This is a genomic window from Limnohabitans sp. Rim28, from assembly GCF_000293865.2.
In the GTDB taxonomy this organism is placed as follows: Bacteria; Pseudomonadota; Gammaproteobacteria; order Burkholderiales; family Burkholderiaceae_C; genus Limnohabitans_A.
On record NZ_ALKN02000010.1, the window covers coordinates 60,657 to 80,504 of the forward strand.

The window sequence follows — 19,848 nt, forward strand, 5'->3', positions numbered from 1 at the left end:
TCAAGGCGCCACCTGCACCAAGCGGTTGACCATCAGGTCAAACCAGGCGAACAAGGCCTCAGGTCCATCGCTGGTGACGGTGGCCGGTAGAACGACCATTTTTTGAGGCGTCCCCAACTGGCCGCTCAGCCATTGGGCCGGACGGGGGTCGTGGTGTTGGGCGATCACGATGGCCATGGGGGGGGCAGCTCGGCTCAGTTCCAGCGTTCGCGCCAGGTGGGCGGGCGTGGGCGGCACACCGGGTTTGGGTTCTAGGTCGGCCACTGGGGTGAGGCCCAACCAAAGCCAAAGGTAGCCAAAGTTGGCGTGCTGCGTCACCACAGACCGGCCCCGCAAGGGTTTGGCCAATTGCTCCCAAGCTTGGATTTTGTCGGTCAAGGTCGTTTCGAATTGCTGGAGCTGCCGATCGATGCGCGCTTTTTCTGCCGGGACGATGGCTGCGAGTCTGGGGGCCAAGGCGCGTGCCACTGCCATCAAGCGACGGGGGTCGGCGTGCACATGCGGGTTGCCCAGCACATGCACATCGCCAGAATAAGGCGTGACCTTGCCTTTGTAGGGGTTCACCAAGGTGACGTGGTCGGCGGCATAAAACATGCCGGGTTGGCCATTTTGGATTTTGGGGTTGCTGGCCTTGGCCTGCAACATCGGCAGCCAGCCTGCTTCGAGTTCGGCCCCGGTGCAAACCGCCATGTCGGCATTGCGCAATTGGGCGATCAGCGAGGGACGGGCTTCGATGTGGTGAGGGTCTTGCAGGTGGTGTGTGGCGCTGTAGACCTTGGCGCTGGGCAGCAAGCTGTGGGTCAAGGCGGCCCATTCGGGTTCGCACGCGAACACCGTGAGGGCCAGCGCGTGTCCTTGGGCCAGAGTGATGGCCAGGGACAGGGCCAGCTTAGTAAGCGTGCGCACCATGGGCACCGAAGGCCACCACATACTGCAACTGAATGCTGCGCTTGGCTGGGTTGCCAAAAACGGCATGGTCTGCATCGCCATTTCGGGCTTTTTGCTGGGTCAGCTGCAGACGAAGCGTTTGTTGGTGAGAGGGTTTGTAGGCCAACATGATGGCATTTTCTTTCAAACGGCCCTGAGAGGCTTTCACTTCATCGCCGTGATCTTCATCGTGATGCAACTCAGCTTTGTTCACCCGTGCCAAGTCGGTGCGCACCCCCACTTCCCAGGCGGGATGAAAGCGCCACACAGCACCCAAGGACGAGGCGGTGTGCTTGAGGGCCGGGTCGAGCAGTGGGTGGATGCGGCTGACTTGGGCGTATTCCCAGTTCACGCGCACTTGCTGGTTGCGGTTGTTGCCCTGGGGCGACCACTTCCAGACCAAATCGCTGACCTGCATTCTTTGGCCGGTGAATCGGGCCGCATGGCTGTGGTTGTGGGCATGGCCATGGCCCGGTTCCTCGTGCTCGGCCAAAGGGGCGACGCGCTGGTTGTTCAAGGCGGACAAGCCCCATTGCCAGCTGCTGTTGCGACCAATGTCATTGCCCACTTTCAGGTTCAAAGTGGTGACGCGGTTGCCTGATTCGGCCATGGCTTGAGGCACCAGTTTTTTGCCCCCAAACACCTCGGCGCCCAAGCGCAAGTAAAAAGGCGTGGGGGCGGTCCAGTTCATGCGCAGGCCGTCGTCGTACCAGTGCCCTCCCAAAAAGGCCCGGTACAGCAAGGGCCGCTCGGCAAATTCGTCGGTGTGCGGGTGCAGCTCATTGAGGTAACCAATTTGCGAAGCAAAGCGACCGGCCCGGACCTGAAGCCCTTGGGGCAGGCTGCGGGTTTGCACCCAAGCGTTTTCAAGGTGGTGCTCCAGTTTGCGGTCAGCACTGTGAAAGCCCAGGATCGCCTCGCCACTCAGGTGCTCATTGAAGGCGCCGCGCAAGAGCACATCGCTGTGGCCCAGGCCCACACCTTGGTCGCGCGCGCCCAGTTCCAAGCCCCGTGAGGTGCTGGCGGCATCCAAGACCACGCCGGCTTGCCAGCGCTCAGGGGGTGGGGTTTTTTGGGCCCAGGTGCTCATTGGCACAGCGCTCAGCGCCCCAGCGAGGGCTGAAAGGGCGATCAGTGGGTTTTTAGCGGTCATGGATTGGCGCTCATCAAAAGTTGCAATACTCTAATGATAATGGTTTATCAGTAGCAAAATCAAATTTTTTTGCAGTAAGCTCGCGGCGTGGAAAGATCAACCCGTCAACGAACCGCGATTGCGCAAGCCCTGGCTGCTGTGGGGCAACCGCTGCTGCCCCAAGAACTGCTGCTGGAGGCGCAAAAAAGTGTGCCCAGCCTGAGCTTGGCCACGGTGTACCGCAACCTCAAGGGCTTGGTTGAAGACGGTGTGGTGGATGTGGTGGCATTGCCCGGTGAGGCCACCCGGTATGAATCACACCGGCACCACCACCACCACCATTTTCATTGCAGCAGTTGCCAAAAGGTGTTTGACATCGATGCCTGCCCGGGCGACCTGGGTCACTTGCTGCCCAAAGGGTACGAGCTGGCCTCTCATGAGCTGACCTTCTATGGCCGCTGCGCGGGCTGCGTGGCTTGAGCCCTTGAGCTTGATCAGGGACGCAGCAGGCCATCCAGGTTCTTCACGTCGTCCGCTTTGAGCACGCCAGCCGCTTGGCGCAGGCGCAGTTGCCCCACCAACACGTCATGCCGCGCTTTGGCCAGATCCCGTTTGGTTTGGAACAGCTGGCTTTGGCTGTTGAGCACATCGATGTTGATGCGCACACCCACTTGGTAACCCAGTTTGTTGGCATCCAAAGCGCTTTGGCTGGAGGCCTCGGCGGCTTGCAGGGCCTTGATCTGGCTTAAACCCGATTCGACGCCAAAAAATGCGGTGCGTGTGGACTGGGCCACATTGCGTTGGGCGGCTTCCAGGTCGTTGCGCGCTTTTTCTTCCAGGGCCACTGTTTCGCGGATGCGGTTTTGACTGGCCTGCCCGGTGTACAGCGGCATGTTGAAGGCCACACCAATCGTGGCGGTGTTGTTGTTGACTTGCACTTGTGAGCCGTTTTGGAAACGGGCCATGCCATAACTGGCATTGAGGTCCAGCGTGGGTTTTTCGGCGGCCCTGGCTTTTTCGATCTCCAGGCGTGCCACCTCGAGGGCAATGCGGGCTGCCGTGAGGTTGCCATTGTCCTGGCTTGATTGCGCCACCCAAGACTGAACCGTGCCGGTTTGCAAGCGGTCGATGTTGGCGGCCACCAGCAAGGGCTGTGGCTTGACTTGCGGCTGGCCCACGGTGTCGGCCAAGATGCCTTGTTTGACGCGCAAATCGTTGTCGGCGGCAATTTCTTGGGCAGTGACCAAGTCAAAACGGGCTTGGGCTTCGCGGGTGTCGGTGATGGTGGAGGTGCCCACCTCAAAATTGCGTTTTGCCGCGGCCAGCTGTTCTGACACCGCTGATTTTTGGGCCTTCACAAAGTTCAGGCTTTCCTGAGCGGTCAACACATCGAAGTAGGCCTGGCTCAAGCGCACGATCAAGTCTTGTTCAGCGATTTTGAGTTGGGCCTCGCCCAGTGCCACTTGCTTCATGCCCTGCTCGTAGCTGGCCTTGTTGCCCGGGCGGTACAGGGGCTGGGTGCCGCTGAACGTCATGTTGCGGGCGCCAGTTTGTCGGTTGAGCGTGGGGAGCTCGATGTTGCTTTCGGACACGTTGGCCCCCAAGTTGGCCGTGGGGCGCAAGAGGGCCTTGGCCTGCTCTGCGCGGGCCAAGCTGGCATCGAACTGGGAACGGGCCGATTTGTACGTGGCGTCGTGCCCTTTGGCCGCCTCGAACAACTGGGACAAGCTTTGGGCGGTGGCAGGGCCAGTGAAGGCGGCCATCAGGGCCAAAGTCAGGGGCAAGGTTCGCAGTGTCATGGCTTTTTTCTTCATCAAAGACGGCCCATCATGGGTCCAGGGTGAGCCCAGGGGCGGCACAAAGGGGCTCAATAAACCGGGATGCTGGGGTCGACTTGCGCCGACCAAGCATGGATACCCCCCGCCACATTCACGACCTGAAAGCCGTGTTGCAACAAGAAGCTGGCCACCTGCATGCTGCGGCCACCATGGTGGCAAAAGCAAGCGATGGGGCGTGTTTTGTCGAGTTCATCCAAGCGGGCCGGGATGGACTGCATGGGCATGTGCACCCAGTCTAGAGCCTCGGGCTTGGCGCAGGCGGTTTGCACCTCCCAGGCTTCGCGCACATCCAGCAAGACCGGGCGTTGCGTCTGTTGGCTGGCCCATTCGGCGATTTGAGAAGGGTAGAGCTGTTCCATGGCGATCTCAAAATTTGAAGCGTGAGGGCTCGGCAAAACCCGTCAAGCGCGGGGCGTTGCAATCCCAGGGCTCCGTGGTGCTCCAGCTATTTTCGCCGTTGCGGGTGATCAAGGTGGTGCGCATCATGGGCTCATCGCCCACGATGGCGACCAATCGACCGCCAATGCTCAATTGTTTGAGCAAAACCGCTGGGACTTCGGCCACCGAGCCGCTGAGCAAAATCGCGTCAAAGGGGCCATCTGCGGCCGCGCCCTGGCTGCCATCGGCTTGGCGCACCGTGACGTTGTGCACGCCCGCTTTTTGCAAATTGCTTGGGGCTTGGGCGGCCAGTGTGGCGTCCAATTCGAGGCTCAGCACGCTGGCGGCTTGGTGGCCCAGCAAGGCCGCCATGAAGCCAGAGCCCGTGCCAATGTCCAGCACTTTGTCGGTGGGGCGCACGGCCAAGTCTTGCAGCATTCGGGCTTGCACGCGGGGGGCCAGCATGACCTGGTTGGGGGCTTTGCCCAGGGGAATTTCCATGTCCACAAAGGCCAGTGCTTTGTGTGCCAATGGAGCGAAGTCCTCGCGCCGAACGGTGGACAGCAGGGCCAAAACATTCGGATCCAGCACTTCCCAAGGGCGGATTTGCTGTTCAATCATGTTGAAGCGGGCTTGGTTCAGATCCATTTGCGGTAACTCCTGCGGGGCTTGATCGGGTAACGGGTTCAAAACAACATTTTAAGCGGCGTGGGTGTCTTGACTCTGACGCGCAGGGGCCAGTCCCACTTTGCGCCGCAACCATTGCGCCAAGTCGTCCAAATAGCAATAGACCACGGGCACCACCACCAAGGTCAGCAGCGAAGAGGTGATGACCCCGCCAATGACCGCTTGACCCATGGGGGCGCGCTGCTCCGAGCCCTCGCTCAGGGCAAAAGCCAAGGGCACCATGCCAAAAATCATCGCCAAAGTGGTCATCAAAATGGGGCGCAGACGCACCTTGGCCGCCATCAGCAAGGCTTCGTTGCGCGGCAGTCCTTGGGTCAGGGTGCCGTGTTCATCGGTCTGGTCGGCACGGGCTCTGATGGCGAAATCGATCAGCAAAATCGCATTTTTGGTGGCCAAGCCCATCAGCATGATCACGCCAATGATGGAGAACATCGACAAGGTGGACCCAAACACCATGAGGGCCAGCACCACACCGATCAAGGTCAGGGGCAAGGAAGTCATGAGGGCCAAGGGCTGGAAAAAGCTCTTGAACTGGCTGGCCAGAATCATGTAGATGAAGATCACCGCCATCAACAGGGCCGACAAGGCGTAGCCAAAGGACTCGGCCATGTTTTTGGTGGCGCCGCCAAAACTGTAGTGGTAACCAGGGGGCAGGTTCAAGCTGTCCATGGCGGCACGCACGTCGGCAGACACTTCGCCTGCTGAGCGCCCGAACACGTTGGCGTTGATGGCCACTTCGCGCGACATGTCGCGCCGGTTGATCTGGTTGGAGCCGGTGGTCTCGGTGACGTGCGCCACCTGACCCAAGCGCACGATGCGCGGGCTGCCATCGGCTGCGCTGGCCAGCACAAAGGGCAGGCGCTCCAGATCTTGTGGGCTGTTGCGGGCTTCTGGTGAGAGGCGCACATTCACGTCGTAGGTTTGGTCGTCGGGCGCGCGCCAATTGCCCACAATTTGTCCGGCCACCAGGGTTCGCAAAGGACCGGCCAGCTGCGCTGTGCCCAACCCCAAGTCGGATGCGGCGTCGCGTTGGATCTCAATCTTGACCATGGGCTTGAACGGTTTCACGCTGGAGTCCAAATCGACCAAGCCGGGAATGGCGCGCACTTTGTCCAGCGCCAACAAGGCCAGGCGTTCGAGCTCTTGCTGGTCGGGGCCTTTGAGGGAAAACTCGATTTGTTTGTTGCCACCCACTGCGTCGAGCAAGCCCGCATGCGTCACGGCCACGCCGGGCACTTGCTTCAGGCGGTCGCGCAGGACGGCTGACATTTGGTCCGCATTGCGGTCGCGTTTTTTGCGCTCCACCAAGCGGATGTAAAGGTTGACGTTGTTTTTGCCTTGCGCGTTGGCGGTGTTGATGGTGCTGAGGGTGTAGACCACCTCGGGAAACTCGCGCAAGATGGCTTCGACCTGCCGGGCTTTGGCTTCGGTGGCTTCGAGCGATGTGCCCACCGGGGTTTCAAACTTGAGCGAGGTCTCTGAAAAGTCGGCTTTGGGGACGAACTCGGTGCCCAACAAGCGGATCATGAACAAGCTGGCCACAAAGATGGCCAAAGCCAAAAAGACGGTGGCTTTTTTGTACACCAAGGCCCATCGCAACAGGGCTTGGTAGCCATCGGCCAGACGCTCGGTGCCTTGGTCAAACCAGCCGGTCACACGGCCAATGGTCTTGTCGTACAAACTCACGGGGGCTTGGTTTTTACCGTGCGTGTCGATGGCCGGGTCATGCCAGATGCTCGACAGCATCGGGTCCAGCGTGAAGCTCACAAACATCGAGATCATCACCGCCGCCACGATGGTGATGCCGAACTCGTGGAAGAACTTGCCGATGATGCCTTCCATGAAGCCAATCGGCAAAAACACCGCCACGATGGACAAGGTGGTGGCCAGTACAGCCAAGCCAATTTCTTGCGTGCCGTCCATGGCGGCGCGGTAGGTGGTCTTGCCCATCTGCACATGGCGCACGATGTTCTCGCGCACCACGATGGCGTCGTCGATCAGCAGACCCACGCAAAGACTCAGCGCCATCAGCGTGATCATGTTGATGGTGAAGCCAAACATCTGCATGAACATGAAGGTGCCGATGATGGAAATCGGCAGCGTCAGCCCGGTGATCACAGTCGAGCGCCATGAGTTGAGGAACAAAAACACAATCAACACCGTGAGGACGGCGCCCTCAATCAGGGTTTGGCGCACGTTGTTGACCGACAAACGGATGGGGCGTGAGTTGTCGGTGATGGGCTCCAGCCTGAGACCCTTAGGCAGTTGGGCCTGCATGTCGGCCACGGCCTTGACCAGACCGTCCACCACTTGGATGGTGTTCTCGTCTTGTGACTTTTGCACCGACATCAAGAGGGTGCGCTGGCCGTTGTAAAGCGCCAGGTTTTCCAGCTCTTGTGCGCCATCTTGCACGGTGGCCACTTGCGACAGGCGAATGGGCGTGCCGTTTTTGCGCGCCACGATGATGCGCCCAAAGTCTTCGGGTCTGGCCATGCGTGAGCTAATTTGTACCGCGCTTTCTTGCTGCAGCGAGCGGATGGCGCCAACCGGCAAGTCTTGGTTTTCGTTGCGCACGGCGGCCACCACCTGCTCGGCCGTGATGCCCAGGGCCTCCATCTGGGCCGGTTGCAGGTACAGGTTGATCTCGCGTTTGCTGCCACCGACCATGGTGACCGAGCCCACGCCACGCACGTTTTCCAAGCGCTTTTTCAGCACCTGTTCGGACCAATTGGTCAATTCCACCGCGTTGAGTTGCTTGCCCTCGGGGATCACGGCCAGTGACCAGACCGCACGGCTGGCCGGGTCGAATCGGAGCACCCGGGGCTCTTTGACTTCGGTGCGCAGCAATGGGCGCAGTGAGGCGACTTTTTCGCGCACATCTTCGGCGGCTTTGCGGCCATCGATGTGCAGCTGAAACTCGATGATCACCAAGGACTGGTTTTCGTAGCTGCGTGAGGTCAGGGCGCTGATGCCAGCGATCGAGTTGACGCCTTCCTCGATCTTTTTAGAGACTTCACTCTCCACAATCTCGGGGGATGCACCGGGGTATTCGGTGCTGATGACCACCACCGGGAAATCGATATTGGGAAACTGATCGACCTTCAGGCGTTGGTACGAAAAGAGGCCCATGACCACAATGGCCAACATGACCATGGTGGCAAAAACTGGGTTTTGCAGACTGACGCGGGTGAACCACATGCGCTCAATTCCTCAAGGTGTGGATTTGGCCGCTGCGGTGAACACCACGGCAACGCCTTCGCGCACCGGGCCGACACTGCCTGCCAAGACCTGCGCACCGGCCGTCAGGCCGCTGACGGCGATCAGACTTTCTCGTCCGCCTTCGCTGCGCGCGCCCGGTTGCACCGTGAGGTGCTGGATGACACCGTCTTGCACCACCTGCACATAGGGCTGGGGTTTGTCGGTGCGCACGCTGCTGACGGGCACAGCCAGCACCTGCACGCTTTGTGTGCCCAGACTGCCTTGGGCAAACAGACCTTGGCGCAAGCCCTCGCGGCCTTGCATGCCCAGGTACACCACGATGCTGCGGCTGCCCATCTGGGCGCTGGGGTTGATACGCACGACCTTGGCAGGCATGGGTTCTGCCAGGCCTTCAATGCGCAGTTGCGCGGTCATGCCCACTTTGACGCGGCTGGCTTCTTCGGTGCTCAGCGCTGCTTCCAACTCCAGCCGTGACAGGTTGATCACTTCGATCAAGCGGGCTTCGATGGCCACACGCTCACCGGGCTGGGCCAGGCGCTGCGCCACCACGCCGGACAAGGGGGACCGCAGGGTGGCGTCTGCGAGCGACTTGTTGGCCAAGTCCAGGGCCGCCAGCGCCGCCATGTGGGTGGCTTTGGCACCATTCAAGCTGGCTTGCGAGGCGAGCAAGGCGGTTTGTGAGATGAAGCCTTGGTTCACCAGCGCTTGGTTGTTGTCAAACTGGCGCTGTGCAATGTCCACTTGGGCCTTGGCCGCATCGGCTTGCTGCTGGGCTTGCCTGACGCGGGCTTGGAATTCGCTGGGGTCGATGCGTGCGACCACTTGACCAGCCTGCACCGTGTCCCCCTCTCGCACCGACATGTCTTGCAACTCGCCGGCGACCCTGGCCTTGATGATGGCGCTGTCGCTGGCTTTGAGAGGGCCTGACACCGCGATGCCCAGGTTCAAGGTTTGGATTTCGGCGGTGAAGACGTCGGTGCGGGCCAATTCGATGCGGGGCACAGCGGCGGTCAATGTGGGGGCGGGCGTCTTGGCCGCTTGGCGCTGTTGCATCCAGCGGGCAGCGCCTGCGACCAGTGCGGCCAAAGCCACAGCAGAAATGATCCAGAGGGTCGTTTTTTTCATGGGTTCAAAGAAGGGCGGTTCGGTGCGGATCAGCCTTGTGACAGGCCTCGTGCCAACAATTGGGCGTGCTGTGAGATGAAGGCTTCGGGGTCGATTTGCTCATGGCTGGGGCAGCAAGGCCCCATGGAGTGTTTCCACATGATCAAAAACAGCAAGGGGGACATGACCGAGTGCAGCGTCAAGTCGACATCGACGGCGCGAAATTCGCCTTGGTCGATGCCGCGCTGCAAAGCGCTGCGCACCAAGGCATGCGCTGGCGTGATGACCTCGGTGCGAAAAAAATCAACCAAGTCGGGGAAGTTGCTGGCTTCGCTCATCACCAATTTGGAAATCCCCGAAGCTTTGGTGGCGCCATAGCGCCGCCACCACTGCAGCATCATCCATTCGACCAAGGCGCCGCTGCTGCCCTGAAACTGCGCCACTTCGGCGGCACCTTGGGTCACGGGGGCAACCACGTTGTGGCGCACCACCGCCTTGAACAGGTCTTCCTTGCTGGGAAAGTACAAAAACAGGGTGCCTTTGGACACGCCAGCTCGGGCCGCTACTTCTTCGACACGGGTGGCGGCGTAGCCTTTTTCCACGAACAGATCCAAGGCCGCTTCGAGCAATTCACCCGGACGGTCTTGTTTGCGGCGTTCGCGCTTAGGGGGAGCGTGGGGGTCGGCGAGGTTCAAATGTCGGGGTTTAATGACTGACTGGTTATTAATGTACGCCGTGGGCGGCATGATCGTCAAGGCATTGGCGCACACAGGCCATCAGACGGCGCAAAAAAGGGGCCGAAGCCCCTTTTATAGATCTGCCAACAGACCATTGGCCATGCGGATGCGCCGCAGACTGTGTCATAAGGGCGCAGGGCCTCAATTCGAGAAAGCAGGAATCCCGGTGATCGCGCGTCCCAAAATCAAAGCGTGCACATCGTGCGTGCCTTCGTAGGTGTTGACCACCTCCAGGTTCACCAGGTGGCGGGCCACGCCGTATTCGGCGCTGATGCCGTTGCCGCCCATCATGTCGCGTGCCATGCGGGCGATGTCGAGGGCCTTGCCGCAGCTGTTGCGCTTGAGGATGGAGGTCAGGTCCACCGAGGCGGTGCCTTCGTCCTTCATGCGGCCCAAGCGCAAGCAGCCTTGCAGGCCCAGGCTGATCTCGGTCAGCATGTCGGCCAGTTTCTTCTGGATCAGTTGGTTGGCGGCCAAGGGGCGGCCAAACTGCTGGCGGTCCATCACGTATTGGCGGGCGCGGGCGTAGCAGTCTTCGGCGGCGCCCAGTGCACCCCAAGCGATGCCGTAGCGGGCGCTGTTGAGGCAAGTGAAGGGGCCTTTCAAGCCGCGCACTTCAGGGAAGGCGTTTTCTTCGGGGCAAAACACCTCATCCATGACGATTTCGCCAGTGATCGAGGCACGCAGGCCGACCTTGCCGTGCACGGCTGGTGCCGACAGGCCTTTCCAGCCTTTTTCGAGGATGAAGCCACGGATCTGACCGCCGTCGTCCTTGGCCCAGACCACGAACACGTCGGCGATGGGGCTGTTGGTGATCCACATCTTGGCGCCGGACAGGCTGTAGCCACCGTCCACCTTTTTGGCGCGGGTGATCATGCTGCCGGGATCTGAGCCGTGGTTGGGTTCGGTCAGGCCAAAGCAGCCGATCCACTCGCCACGGGCCAGCTTGGGCAGGTATTTTTGCTTTTGGGCTTCAGAGCCAAAGTCGTTGATGGGCAACATCACCAAGGAAGACTGCACGCTCATCATGGAGCGGTAGCCCGAATCGACGCGCTCGACTTCGCGCGCCACCAAGCCGTAGCAAACGTAGTTCAGGCCTGCACCGCCGTATTGCTCAGGGATGGTGGCCCCCAAAAGGCCCAGCTCGCCCATTTCGCGGAAGATGGCCACGTCGGTGGTTTCGTTCAAAAACGCGTCTTTCACGCGGGGCAACAGGCGTTCCTGGCAGTAAGCGCGGGCCGCTTCTTGCACCTGACGCTCGTCGTCGGTCAATTGCGCGCTGAGGTTGAAGGGGTCTTCCCAGCTGAAAGTGTTTTTGGGGGTGGCCATGTGGGGTGTCTCCGTTAAAAATCTAAAGCCGATTGTCAGGCCGAGATAAATAGTTGTCTAATATTGATTGCCTATACATCAATACATAATTTTAATTCATGGAATTCCGACACCTGCGCTATTTCCTGATGTTGGCCGAAGAGCTGCACTTTGGCCGCGCCGCGCAGCGCCTGTCCATTTCGCAGCCACCCTTGAGCTTGAACATCCAGCAGCTCGAAGCCTCGGTGGGGGCCCAGTTGTTCACCCGCAACAGCCGGGGCGTGCAGCTCACGGCGGCAGGTTCGGCGTTTGTGCCTGCGGCGCGGGCTTTGTTGGCGCAGGCCAGTGCGGCTTCCCGTGAGGCCCGCGATGTGGCCGAGGGCCAATCCGGTCAACTCCAAATCGGTTTTGCCGGGACCATGTTGTATTGCGGCTTGCCGCAAATCCTCAGTGGCTTTCAGGCCAGCCACCCGCGTTTGCGTATGGAGCTGCGGGAGCTCAGTTCCGCCGAGCAGCTGTCCGAGTTGCTGCGCGACCGGCTGGATGTGGGCTTTGTGCACACGCCTCGGGTACCGCCGGGGTTTGAGCAGATTCTGGTGGCCAGCCAACCTTTGGTGGCCTGCTTGCCTGCCAACCATCCTTTGGCCCATGAGGGCAGTCTGGGCTTGGCGGCATTGGCTGGTCAGGATTTGGTGGTGGTGTCCCGCACGGTGTCGCCCGATTACAACGAACGCATTTTGCAGTGGTGTGAACAGTCGGGCTGGATGCCGCCTGTGGTGCATGAGCTGCGCCACTGGTTGAGCGTGGTGTCCTTGGTGTCTCAGGGTTTGGGCGTGGCGCTGGTGCCCCAAGCGCTGCAGCAGTCAGCCCTGTCTGGCGCCGTGTTCGTGCCGCTGCGCGAGGTGGATGTGCGCTACGACACGCGCTGCCTGTGGCGCAGCGACCGAGACCAAACCGCGTTGGGGGATTTTGTCCAGGCGGTGCAAGCGGGCTTGGTGGGCAAACGATAATGCAGCGCAGATTTCACAAGGACGGAACATGACAGAAACTTTGGTTTTGGGGGGCGGTTGCTTTTGGTGCACCGAAGCGGTTTTCGTCAAAGTGCGCGGCGTGACCGATGTCGAGTCGGGTTACTGCAACGGCCAGACCGTGGACCCCACGTACGAGGAAGTCTGTACCGGTCGCACCGGCCACAACGAGGTGGTCAAGCTCGATTACGACCCGGCGCAAATCAGCACCCGTGAGCTGCTGGAGATCTTTTTTGTCATTCATGATCCCACCACCTTGAACCGCCAAGGCAACGACGCGGGCACGCAATACCGCAGCGGCATTTACTTCACCACCCCCGAGCAGGCCGAAGAGGCCCGAGCCATGATCGCCGAGCTGACCGCCGCCAGGGCGTTTGGCCAGCCCATCGTGACCGAGGTGCTGGCGCTGGCCAACTACAGCGCAGCCGAGGCCTACCACCAAGACTTTTTTGAGCGCAACCCCTACCAAGGCTATTGCATGGCCGTGGCTGCGCCCAAGGTGGCCAAGTTCAAGAAAACCTTTGCGCGTTTGGTGCGTCCTTGACCTTTGCACGGATGGCGCGATGAACGAGCGCGCCCCCTCCGGCTCATGCCCGCCATGAATTTTGACCATCCTGTTTTGTCTTCCCTGTTGCCCGTGGTCTTGTTGATTGCGGTGGGCTTTGTGGCTGGGCGTGTCCGATGGATGCGGCCCGAGTCGGTGCGCGATCTGTCCAACCTGGTTTTTTTGGTGCTGACACAGGCCCTGCTTTTCCGCACCATGAGTTCGGTGCACCTCGAGCGCTTGGACATGCGGCCGGTGTTCCAATACTTTGTGGTCGCTGCCGTGCTGTTTTTCGGCATGTTGTTGGTTTATGGCCGCGATGCGCGCGCTTCGGTGTTGGCTTTGGCAGGCATTTTCAGCAACACCTTGATGATCGGTGTCCCCTTGATCGGTTTGGCCTACGGTGAAGCGGGGCAAGTCTTGTTGTTCACGCTCATTTCGCTGCACGCCTTGGTGCTTCTGACCATGGCGACCTTGGTGCTGGAGTTGCAAATCGCCCGCGAACAAGCCGCCGCGACGGGTCAGCAACGGCAGCTTTGGCGCACGGTGGGTCAAGCGATTCGCAGTGCCTTGCTCCATCCGGTGCCTTTGCCCATCTTGGTGGGTTTGCTGTATGCGCAGACGGGCTGGGGCTTGCACCCGGTGGTCGACAAACCCCTGCAGTTGTTGGGTAACGCTTTTGGCCCGATCGCGCTGGTGCTGGTGGGCATCACCCTGTCGCAAACCCCCATGGGTCAAAATCTGATGGCGGCGGTTCGCTTGTCCTTGGTCAAAACGGTGCTGCATCCTGCACTGATGCTGGCCGTGGGCTGGGCGCTGGGTTTGCGTGGGCTGGCCTTGTCAGTGATGGTGGTTGCCGCTGCTTTGCCCATTGGCGCCAATGTGTTTTTGTTTTCGCAGCGTTACCAAAAAGAAGAAGATACCGTCACCGCTGCCGTGGCCGTGTCTACCTTGATGTCCATGGTGGGGATTTCATTGACCATGGGATTTTTGGCCTGGTTGCCCGCTTGACTTGCCTGCCTGATCACACTCGGCCCTGTGCCCAACCCCCAGACCATGAACACCACGCTGCCACCCGCGCTTGACGCCGATTCACACACCTTGCATGCCCTCCATGGGGCGTGCGGTCGCATCGCGGTGTATGCCGGCGGGGCGGGGCCCCCTGTGCTGCTGGTGCACAGCATCAATGCACTGGCTTCGGTGGCCGAAGTGCGCCCATTGTTTGAGGCTTTGTGTCAAGACCACAGCGTGTACGCGCTCGATCTGCCCGGTTACGGCTTGTCAGACCGTTTGCCGCGTGCTTACACCGTGGGCGACATGTGCGCCGCCGTCTTGCAGGTGGCGCAATGGGTGTCAGAGCAGCACCCGGGGCAGCCGCTGCAGGTGCTGGCTGTTTCCTTGTCGTGTGAATTTGTGGCCCGTGTGGCCCAGCAGTCGCCGGCCACCTTTGCCAGTTTGGCCTTGGTGAGCCCAACAGGTTTTCGGGGTGGCAAGTCGCTGCGCAAGCTTGCGGGCAGCACGCTGTTCATGGGCGGTTTTGACCGCTTTTTGCGCCGCCCGGGACCCGCGTGGGGCCGTTTTTTGTTCCGGCAGTTGTCACGGCCTTCGGTGGTGCGTTACTTTTTGCAGCGCACTTGGGGTGGGAAAAACATTGACGAAACCCTGTGGGCCTATGCGGTGCGCTGCGCCCATGTGGACAACGCCGAGCAGGCGCCGCTGTCGTTTTTGAGCGGCGGCTTGTTCAGTGCTGACATGCACAACGTTTACGAAAGCCTGAGTTTGCCGGTGTGGGTGGTGCATGGCACACGGGGTGATTTCACCGACTACCGGGCATTGAGTTTGGTCCGTGGCCGCCCCAATTGGCAAGTGACTGTCCTGCAAGCTGGGGCCATGCCTTACTTTGAAGACATCGATACTTTCATGGCCAGTTACCGGGCCTTTCTGACTCAGGGCGCCAAGCGTTCACGCAGCCAACCGCTGGCATCGGGCGTGTAACGCAGCCGGTCGTGCAAACGGCTTTTGCGGCCTTGCCAAAACTCCCAGCGGTCGGGTACCAAGCGAAAGCCTCCCCAGTGCGGCGGGCGCGGGGGCTGCAGCATGAATTGCGCGGCGTATTTGGCGGCGTTGGTCACCAGCACCGTGCGCCCGTCGATCACCTGGCTCTGAGGCGAGGCCCAAGCGCCGATGCGTGAATCGAGTGGGCGGCTGTGGAAGTAGGCGTCGCTCTCTTCGGTGCTGACCTTTTCCACCCGGCCTTCGATGCGCACCACGCGCTCGAGCTCAACCCAATGGAATTGCAAAGCTGCAAAAGGGTTACCTGCCAACTCTTGGCCCTTTTGGCTCTCGTAGTTGGTGTACCAAACGATGCCGCGCTCATCGCAGCCCTTGATCAAGACCACCCGCGTGCTGGGACGCAGCTGGCTGCTCACGGTGGCCAATGTCATGGCGTTGGGCTCGGGCACTTCGGCGGCCATGGCTTCTTGCAGCCACTGTTCAAATTGCTTCAACGGGTCGGCATGGGAGGCGTTTTCGTTGAGCTCGGCTTTTTCGTAGCTCTTGCGCAGGTCGGCGATGTTCATGCATCAAGTATAGGCAGGCCCTCCTGTGCGCTGGCCCTCAGCCAGGTCTTGGGCCTGAGCAGGGCAGGGGCTTGGTGCCCAAGACAGGGCCTCAGTCTCGGGCGTGGCGCAACAAGGCGGCCAAAGCCCGGTCGTCGATGCCGTGCGAGCGCAGGCTGTCGTAGGTCTGCTGGGCGTAGTCGAGCGTGGTGCCAAAGCGGCCACTGGCGTTTCTGAAAATGTGTCGGTAGGTTTCGGGTGTCAAGTGGCCGGTGAAACTGGGGCTGCTGCGTGGCAATGTGAAGGCCAGTGCCTTGACGGGACCCTGAGGTGTGCTGCAGGGCAGCCACACGGGGGTGTAAACGTCCATGGGCATTTCGCGCGCCCACAAACGTTGCAAAACTTCATCGGCATCGCTTTGGCCCACCCGGTAGACGACGCCTTGGCAACTGCCGCCGGGCAGCAAAGCGAACACCAAGCCCGGGCATTCTGGGCTGCCCCGGTTCAGACGGCTCCACATTTTCAGCGCCCGGTGCCAGCCCCAAACCCGGCTGGCATGTTGCTCTTGTGCCTCAAATTCGGGCCGCCAAAGCAGCGACGCATAGCCGAACACCCACAAGTCTTGACCGGCGGTTTGCGCTCTGAAGCGGTCCAGCAAGTCGCCCCTGAAGGCCACGCGCGCCGCATCGGCCGTTGGGCTGGGTGTGCTGAACGCCCGGGCGCTGGCGGGTGTGTCGGTCATGTGCAATCGGGTCCTATTACAATCTGCCCACTATTTTCGGAGAAAACAAACATGTCAAACAATGAAGATGAGAATCAACCCGTGGTCTTGGCCATTTTGGTCGGCGTGATCGTGCTGGTCATTGGGCTGGCCGTGGGGATTGGCATCGCGAAGAGCCAAAAAGCAGCGCCTGCTGCACCAGCCGCCGTGACAGCGCCTGCGGACCCCGCAACAGCGCCGGCAGCGGCCCCGGATGCTGCAGCGCCAGCCACAGCGGCTGCACCCGCTGCGGCAGATGCCCCTGCGGCCAACACGGCTACCCCAGCGGCCAAGTGAGACGCTTTGTGCCTATGGATGAACCCGCTTCGGCGGGTTTTTTTACACCTTCAAATATCCCTCGGCCCACGTACCCTTTTGGTAACTTGGCCATTGCAGCCAAAGACAGGAACACGGTTACCATCGTCGATGTAATTTAGTTACCACGTGCAGCCAGGAGGCCAGACATGACACTTCATCCCACCGTGGCCGCGGTCACGGCCCGCATCACCGAACGCAGCCGCTCGACTCGCCTGGCCTATTTGCAGCAACTCGACGCTGCAGCCCAGCAAGACCCGGGCGCCCAGCGTCTGGGCTGCGCCAACGTGGCCCATGCCTTTGCCGCCATGCCGCCAGGTGACAAAGACCGCGCCACTGCGCTCGACAAAATCAAAGTGGTCGCTCCGCGTGCGCCCAATATTGGCATCGTCAACGCCTACAACGACTTGCTGTCTGCCCACGCGCCGCTGCAGCATTACCCCGACCTGATCAAAGACGAGGCCCGCAAGCGGGGCGCCACCGCGCAGGTGGCTGGTGGCGTGCCCGCCATGTGCGATGGCGTGACGCAAGGCACGCCGGGCATGGAACTGAGCCTGTTCAGCCGCGATGTGATCGCCATGGCCACAGCGGTGTCGCTGAGTCACGATGTGTTTGATGCCGCCTTGATGCTGGGCGTGTGCGACAAGATCGTGCCGGGTCTGCTGATTGGCGCGTTGCACTTTGGCCATTTGCCCACGGTGTTTGTGCCGGCTGGCCCCATGACCAGCGGTCTGTCCAATACCGAAAAATCCAAGGTCCGAGAGCAAGCTGCACAGGGCTTGGTGGGCCGCCCCGAATTGCTCGAAGCCGAGTCCAAGGCCTATCACGGCGAAGGCACGTGCACCTTTTATGGCACGGCCAACAGCAACCAGATGCTGCTCGAAGCCATGGGCCTGCATGTGCCGGGCACGGCTTTCATTCCCCCGGCCGACGGCCTGCGCCAAGACCTGACCCGAGAAGCTGCCCGCACCGTGTTGGCGCTGGTCCAGGGACAGAACTTCACGCCCATTGGCCGTTTGGTCGATGAGCGCAGCATCGTCAATGCCATGGTGGCGTTGTTGGCCACCGGTGGCTCCACCAACCACTTGATCCATTGGGTGGCCGTGGCCCGCGCGGCGGGCATCGTGATCGATTGGGACGACTTCTCTGCCCTGTCCGATGTGGTGCCCTTGTTGTCGCGTGTCTATCCCAATGGCACGGCCGATGTGAACCAGTTCCAGGCCGCAGGCGGGCCGGGCTATGTCATCCGCGAGCTGCTGGACGCCGGCTTCATGCACGCCGATGTGCTGACGGTGCGCCCCGGCGGTCTGCGCGAGTTCACGCGCAAGCCCGGTACAGCCGATGGGCAATTGGTCTGGCGTGAGATTGGGGCCAGCCAAGACGACACCGTGGTGCGCCCGGCCAGCCAGCCCTTCAGTGCCACTGGCGGCCTCAAGTTGTTGCAAGGCAATCTGGGGCGCAGTGTGATCAAGGTGTCTGCCGTGCCCGAGGCTTTGCATGTGATCGAAGCCCCCGCCCGCGTGTTCAATTCGCAAGAAGCCTTGCTGGCCGCCTTCAAGGCCGGTGACATGGACCAAGACCTGGTCTGCGTGGTGCGCTGGCAAGGCCCGCAAGCCAACGGCATGCCCGAGCTGCACAAACTCACCCCGCCGTTGGCCGTCTTGCAAGGCAAGGGTTTCAAGGTGGCGCTGGTCACCGATGGCCGCATGAGCGGTGCCTCGGGCAAAGTGCCGGCAGCCATCCACGTCTCGCCCGAAGCCGCAGCCGGAGGTCCGCTGGCCAAGGTGCAAGACGGTGATGTGATCCGCCTGGATGGCGTGGCGGGCACCTTGCAGGTGCTGGTGAGCGAGGCCGAATGGGCGGCCCGCCCGCTGGCCCCCATGCCTGCCGAGCTGCGCGCTGCCAACGGCGTGGGCATGGGCCGAGAACTGTTTGCCAACATGCGCCGCCACGCGCTCAAAGCCGAAGAAGGGGCCTGCACATGGCTGTGAACTCCAATACCCCGCTGACGGCCTTGCAGGTGATGCAAGACGCCCCGGTGATCCCCGTGATCGTGCTCCATGATGTGGCCCACGCCGTGCCCATGGCCCGCGCCCTGGTGGCGGGCGGCATCCGCATGCTGGAGGTCACGCTGCGCACCCCTCAGGCGCTCGCCTGCATGGAGGCGATTGCCAACGAGGTCGAAGGCGCCGTGGTGGGTGCAGGCACCGTGCGCAGCGCCGCCGATGCGGCCGCAGCGGCCAAAGCGGGTGCCCGTTTTGCAGTGAGCCCTGGATACACCAAAACGGTGGGACAGGCCTGCCGTGACCAGGGTTTGTCACTGTTGCCTGGTGTGGCCACCGGCAGTGACATCATGATGGCCCAGGAAGACGACTACACCGAACTCAAGTTCTTCCCGGCCATGCAAGCGGGCGGCCCCGCCATGCTCAAGGCTTGGGGCGGTCCGTTTTTTGATGTGAAGTTTTGCCCCACGGGCGGCGTCACGGTGGGCAATGCCGCTGAGTTTTTGAGCTTGCCCAATGTGGCCTGCGTGGGCGGCTCGTGGCTGGTGCCTGCTGATGCCTTGGCTCAAGGCGACTGGGCGCGCATCGAAGCGCTGGCGCGAGAGGCGAGTCGGTTGCCTCGTTGATCAGCGCACTGCCCAACCGCCAGACATGGGGAAGACTTGCCCCACAAAGCAGCTGGCCGCGTCGCTGCAGAGGTAGGCCACAAAGCGGGCGTCCTCTTCGGCCTTGACCAGGCGGCCCAGCGGCACTTCGCGTTTCAATCGTTCCTGAAAACGCGGGTTGGCCTGCACCTCGGGCGGAAAGTAGGTGGGGTTGTCGACAAAGTTCTGCGCCACGGCATTGAGCTGGATGTTGTCGGGGGCAAGTTCCACGCCGGCCGCCTGCACATAGGCCAGCTGCGCACCACGCGCCGCGCTGTAGCTGGCGGCGCGCTTCATGCCGCGCAAGGCCGAGGCACTGCCCATCACCACGATTTTGCCGCCGCCGCGGGCCTTCATGCCGGGCACCACCGCCCGCACCAGCCGGGGCAGGGGGTCGACCATGACTTCAAACACCTGATGCCATTCAGCTTCGTCAATCTGCGTGACAGGCGTCGACGGCGCAGGCAGCGCGAGGTTGATCACCAAAGCGGCGAGTGGCCCAGCCTCTTTGATCATGGCCTGGGCGTCTTGCGGGGCCGTCAGCACGCGATCGTCAGCGATCACTTCGGCGCCACAGGCCCGCAGCTCCTGGCACAGGGCTGGCCCCATGAAATCTTGGGCCTGGGTCACCAGGATGCGTTGTCCGCGCAGGTCGATCATGTTCAT

At 61.4% G+C, this 19,848-nt stretch carries 20 protein-coding genes; 8 read left to right on the top strand and 12 right to left on the bottom strand.

The genetic code is table 11. The features are described 5' to 3' along the window. The gene (locus B472_RS12185; protein ID WP_116798672.1) at nt 1–909 is read right to left on the bottom strand and encodes a metal ABC transporter solute-binding protein, Zn/Mn family; all 909 of its coding nucleotides are present in this window, start codon (nt 907–909) and stop codon (nt 1–3) included. Next, nucleotides 890–2,080 (bottom strand): hypothetical protein, encoded by a 1,191-nt coding sequence (locus tag B472_RS12190; RefSeq protein ID WP_019427687.1) that lies wholly within the window; start codon nt 2,078–2,080, stop codon nt 890–892. Before B472_RS12190 ends, B472_RS12185 begins: the two co-directional genes overlap by 20 nt. 87 nt (nt 2,081–2,167) lie before the next feature. Here B472_RS12190 and B472_RS12195 point away from each other — a divergent pair, with 87 nt between their 5' ends. Next, entirely contained in the window at nt 2,168–2,539 is a 372-nt protein-coding gene (locus B472_RS12195) for a Fur family transcriptional regulator (RefSeq protein WP_019427688.1), read from the top strand. Between the two features lie 14 nt (nt 2,540–2,553). Here B472_RS12195 and B472_RS12200 read toward each other — a convergent pair whose 3' ends face one another. The 7 genes from B472_RS12200 to B472_RS12230 form a co-directional block, all read right to left on the bottom strand. Beyond that, nucleotides 2,554–3,858 carry a TolC family outer membrane protein gene (locus B472_RS12200; protein ID WP_238147442.1) on the bottom strand — a complete coding sequence of 435 codons (1,305 nt, stop codon included), beginning with the start codon at nt 3,856–3,858 and terminating at the stop codon, nt 2,554–2,556. Between the two features lie 68 nt (nt 3,859–3,926). Then, nucleotides 3,927–4,256, bottom strand: coding sequence for a rhodanese-like domain-containing protein (locus B472_RS12205; protein ID WP_019427690.1), 330 nt, complete (start codon nt 4,254–4,256; stop codon nt 3,927–3,929). A gap of 7 nt (nt 4,257–4,263) precedes the next feature. Beyond that, nucleotides 4,264–4,923: a protein-L-isoaspartate O-methyltransferase gene (locus tag B472_RS12210; RefSeq protein WP_026039683.1), complete on the bottom strand. Its 660-nt coding sequence runs from the start codon at nt 4,921–4,923 to the stop codon at nt 4,264–4,266. A gap of 51 nt (nt 4,924–4,974) precedes the next feature. Then, on the bottom strand, nt 4,975–8,160 hold the full coding sequence (locus tag B472_RS12215) for an efflux RND transporter permease subunit (protein WP_019427692.1): 3,186 nt from the start codon (nt 8,158–8,160) through the stop codon (nt 4,975–4,977). Nucleotides 8,161–8,172: 12 nt separating this feature from the next. Beyond that, nucleotides 8,173–9,306, bottom strand: a complete 1,134-nt coding sequence (locus B472_RS12220) for an efflux RND transporter periplasmic adaptor subunit (RefSeq protein WP_019427693.1) — start codon at nt 9,304–9,306, stop codon at nt 8,173–8,175. 29 nt (nt 9,307–9,335) lie between these two features. Then, nucleotides 9,336–9,980 (bottom strand): TetR/AcrR family transcriptional regulator, encoded by a 645-nt coding sequence (locus B472_RS12225; protein WP_040506030.1) that lies wholly within the window; start codon nt 9,978–9,980, stop codon nt 9,336–9,338. A gap of 183 nt (nt 9,981–10,163) precedes the next feature. Further along, on the bottom strand, nt 10,164–11,351 hold the full coding sequence (locus B472_RS12230; RefSeq protein WP_019427695.1) for an acyl-CoA dehydrogenase: 1,188 nt from the start codon (nt 11,349–11,351) through the stop codon (nt 10,164–10,166). A 98-nt stretch (nt 11,352–11,449) separates the two neighbouring features. Here B472_RS12230 and B472_RS12235 point away from each other — a divergent pair, with 98 nt between their 5' ends. From B472_RS12235 to B472_RS12250, 4 genes are read left to right on the top strand one after another with little or no spacing between them, the layout of a single operon-like run. Next, the gene (locus B472_RS12235; RefSeq protein ID WP_019427696.1) at nt 11,450–12,340 is read left to right on the top strand and encodes a LysR family transcriptional regulator; all 891 of its coding nucleotides are present in this window, start codon (nt 11,450–11,452) and stop codon (nt 12,338–12,340) included. A gap of 28 nt (nt 12,341–12,368) precedes the next feature. Further along, complete coding sequence (gene msrA / locus B472_RS12240; RefSeq protein ID WP_019427697.1) at nt 12,369–12,902, top strand: peptide-methionine (S)-S-oxide reductase MsrA; 534 nt, start codon at nt 12,369–12,371, stop codon at nt 12,900–12,902. A gap of 45 nt (nt 12,903–12,947) precedes the next feature. Continuing rightward, complete coding sequence (locus B472_RS12245; protein WP_238147443.1) at nt 12,948–13,913, top strand: AEC family transporter; 966 nt, start codon at nt 12,948–12,950, stop codon at nt 13,911–13,913. A 45-nt stretch (nt 13,914–13,958) separates the two neighbouring features. Then, a complete protein-coding gene (locus B472_RS12250; protein WP_040506032.1) occupies nt 13,959–14,897 on the top strand; it encodes an alpha/beta fold hydrolase in 939 nt (312 codons plus the stop codon). Here B472_RS12250 and pdxH read toward each other — a convergent pair. Both pdxH and B472_RS12260 read right to left on the bottom strand, forming a co-directional pair. After that, nucleotides 14,849–15,481: a pyridoxamine 5'-phosphate oxidase gene (gene pdxH, locus B472_RS12255; protein ID WP_019427700.1), complete on the bottom strand. Its 633-nt coding sequence runs from the start codon at nt 15,479–15,481 to the stop codon at nt 14,849–14,851. The genes B472_RS12250 and pdxH overlap by 49 nt on opposite strands. A 91-nt stretch (nt 15,482–15,572) precedes the next feature. Next, a complete protein-coding gene (locus B472_RS12260) occupies nt 15,573–16,202 on the bottom strand; it encodes a gamma-glutamylcyclotransferase (RefSeq protein ID WP_019427701.1) in 630 nt (209 codons plus the stop codon). A gap of 51 nt (nt 16,203–16,253) precedes the next feature. On the opposite strand from B472_RS12260, the gene B472_RS12265 reads away from it, so the two are divergent. The 3 genes from B472_RS12265 to eda all read left to right on the top strand — a co-directional run bounded on the left by B472_RS12265 (nt 16,254) and on the right by eda (nt 19,164). After that, nucleotides 16,254–16,517 carry a hypothetical protein gene (locus tag B472_RS12265; protein ID WP_019427702.1) on the top strand — a complete coding sequence of 88 codons (264 nt, stop codon included), beginning with the start codon at nt 16,254–16,256 and terminating at the stop codon, nt 16,515–16,517. Nucleotides 16,518–16,684: 167 nt separating this feature from the next. Further along, nucleotides 16,685–18,526, top strand: a complete 1,842-nt coding sequence (gene edd / locus B472_RS12270; protein WP_019427703.1) for a phosphogluconate dehydratase — start codon at nt 16,685–16,687, stop codon at nt 18,524–18,526. Further along, on the top strand, nt 18,517–19,164 hold the full coding sequence (eda, locus tag B472_RS12275; RefSeq protein ID WP_019427704.1) for a bifunctional 4-hydroxy-2-oxoglutarate aldolase/2-dehydro-3-deoxy-phosphogluconate aldolase: 648 nt from the start codon (nt 18,517–18,519) through the stop codon (nt 19,162–19,164). The genes edd and eda overlap by 10 nt, the downstream gene beginning before the upstream one ends. Here eda and B472_RS12280 read toward each other — a convergent pair whose 3' ends face one another. Then, nucleotides 19,165–19,848: an SDR family oxidoreductase gene (locus tag B472_RS12280; RefSeq protein WP_019427705.1), complete on the bottom strand. Its 684-nt coding sequence runs from the start codon at nt 19,846–19,848 to the stop codon at nt 19,165–19,167.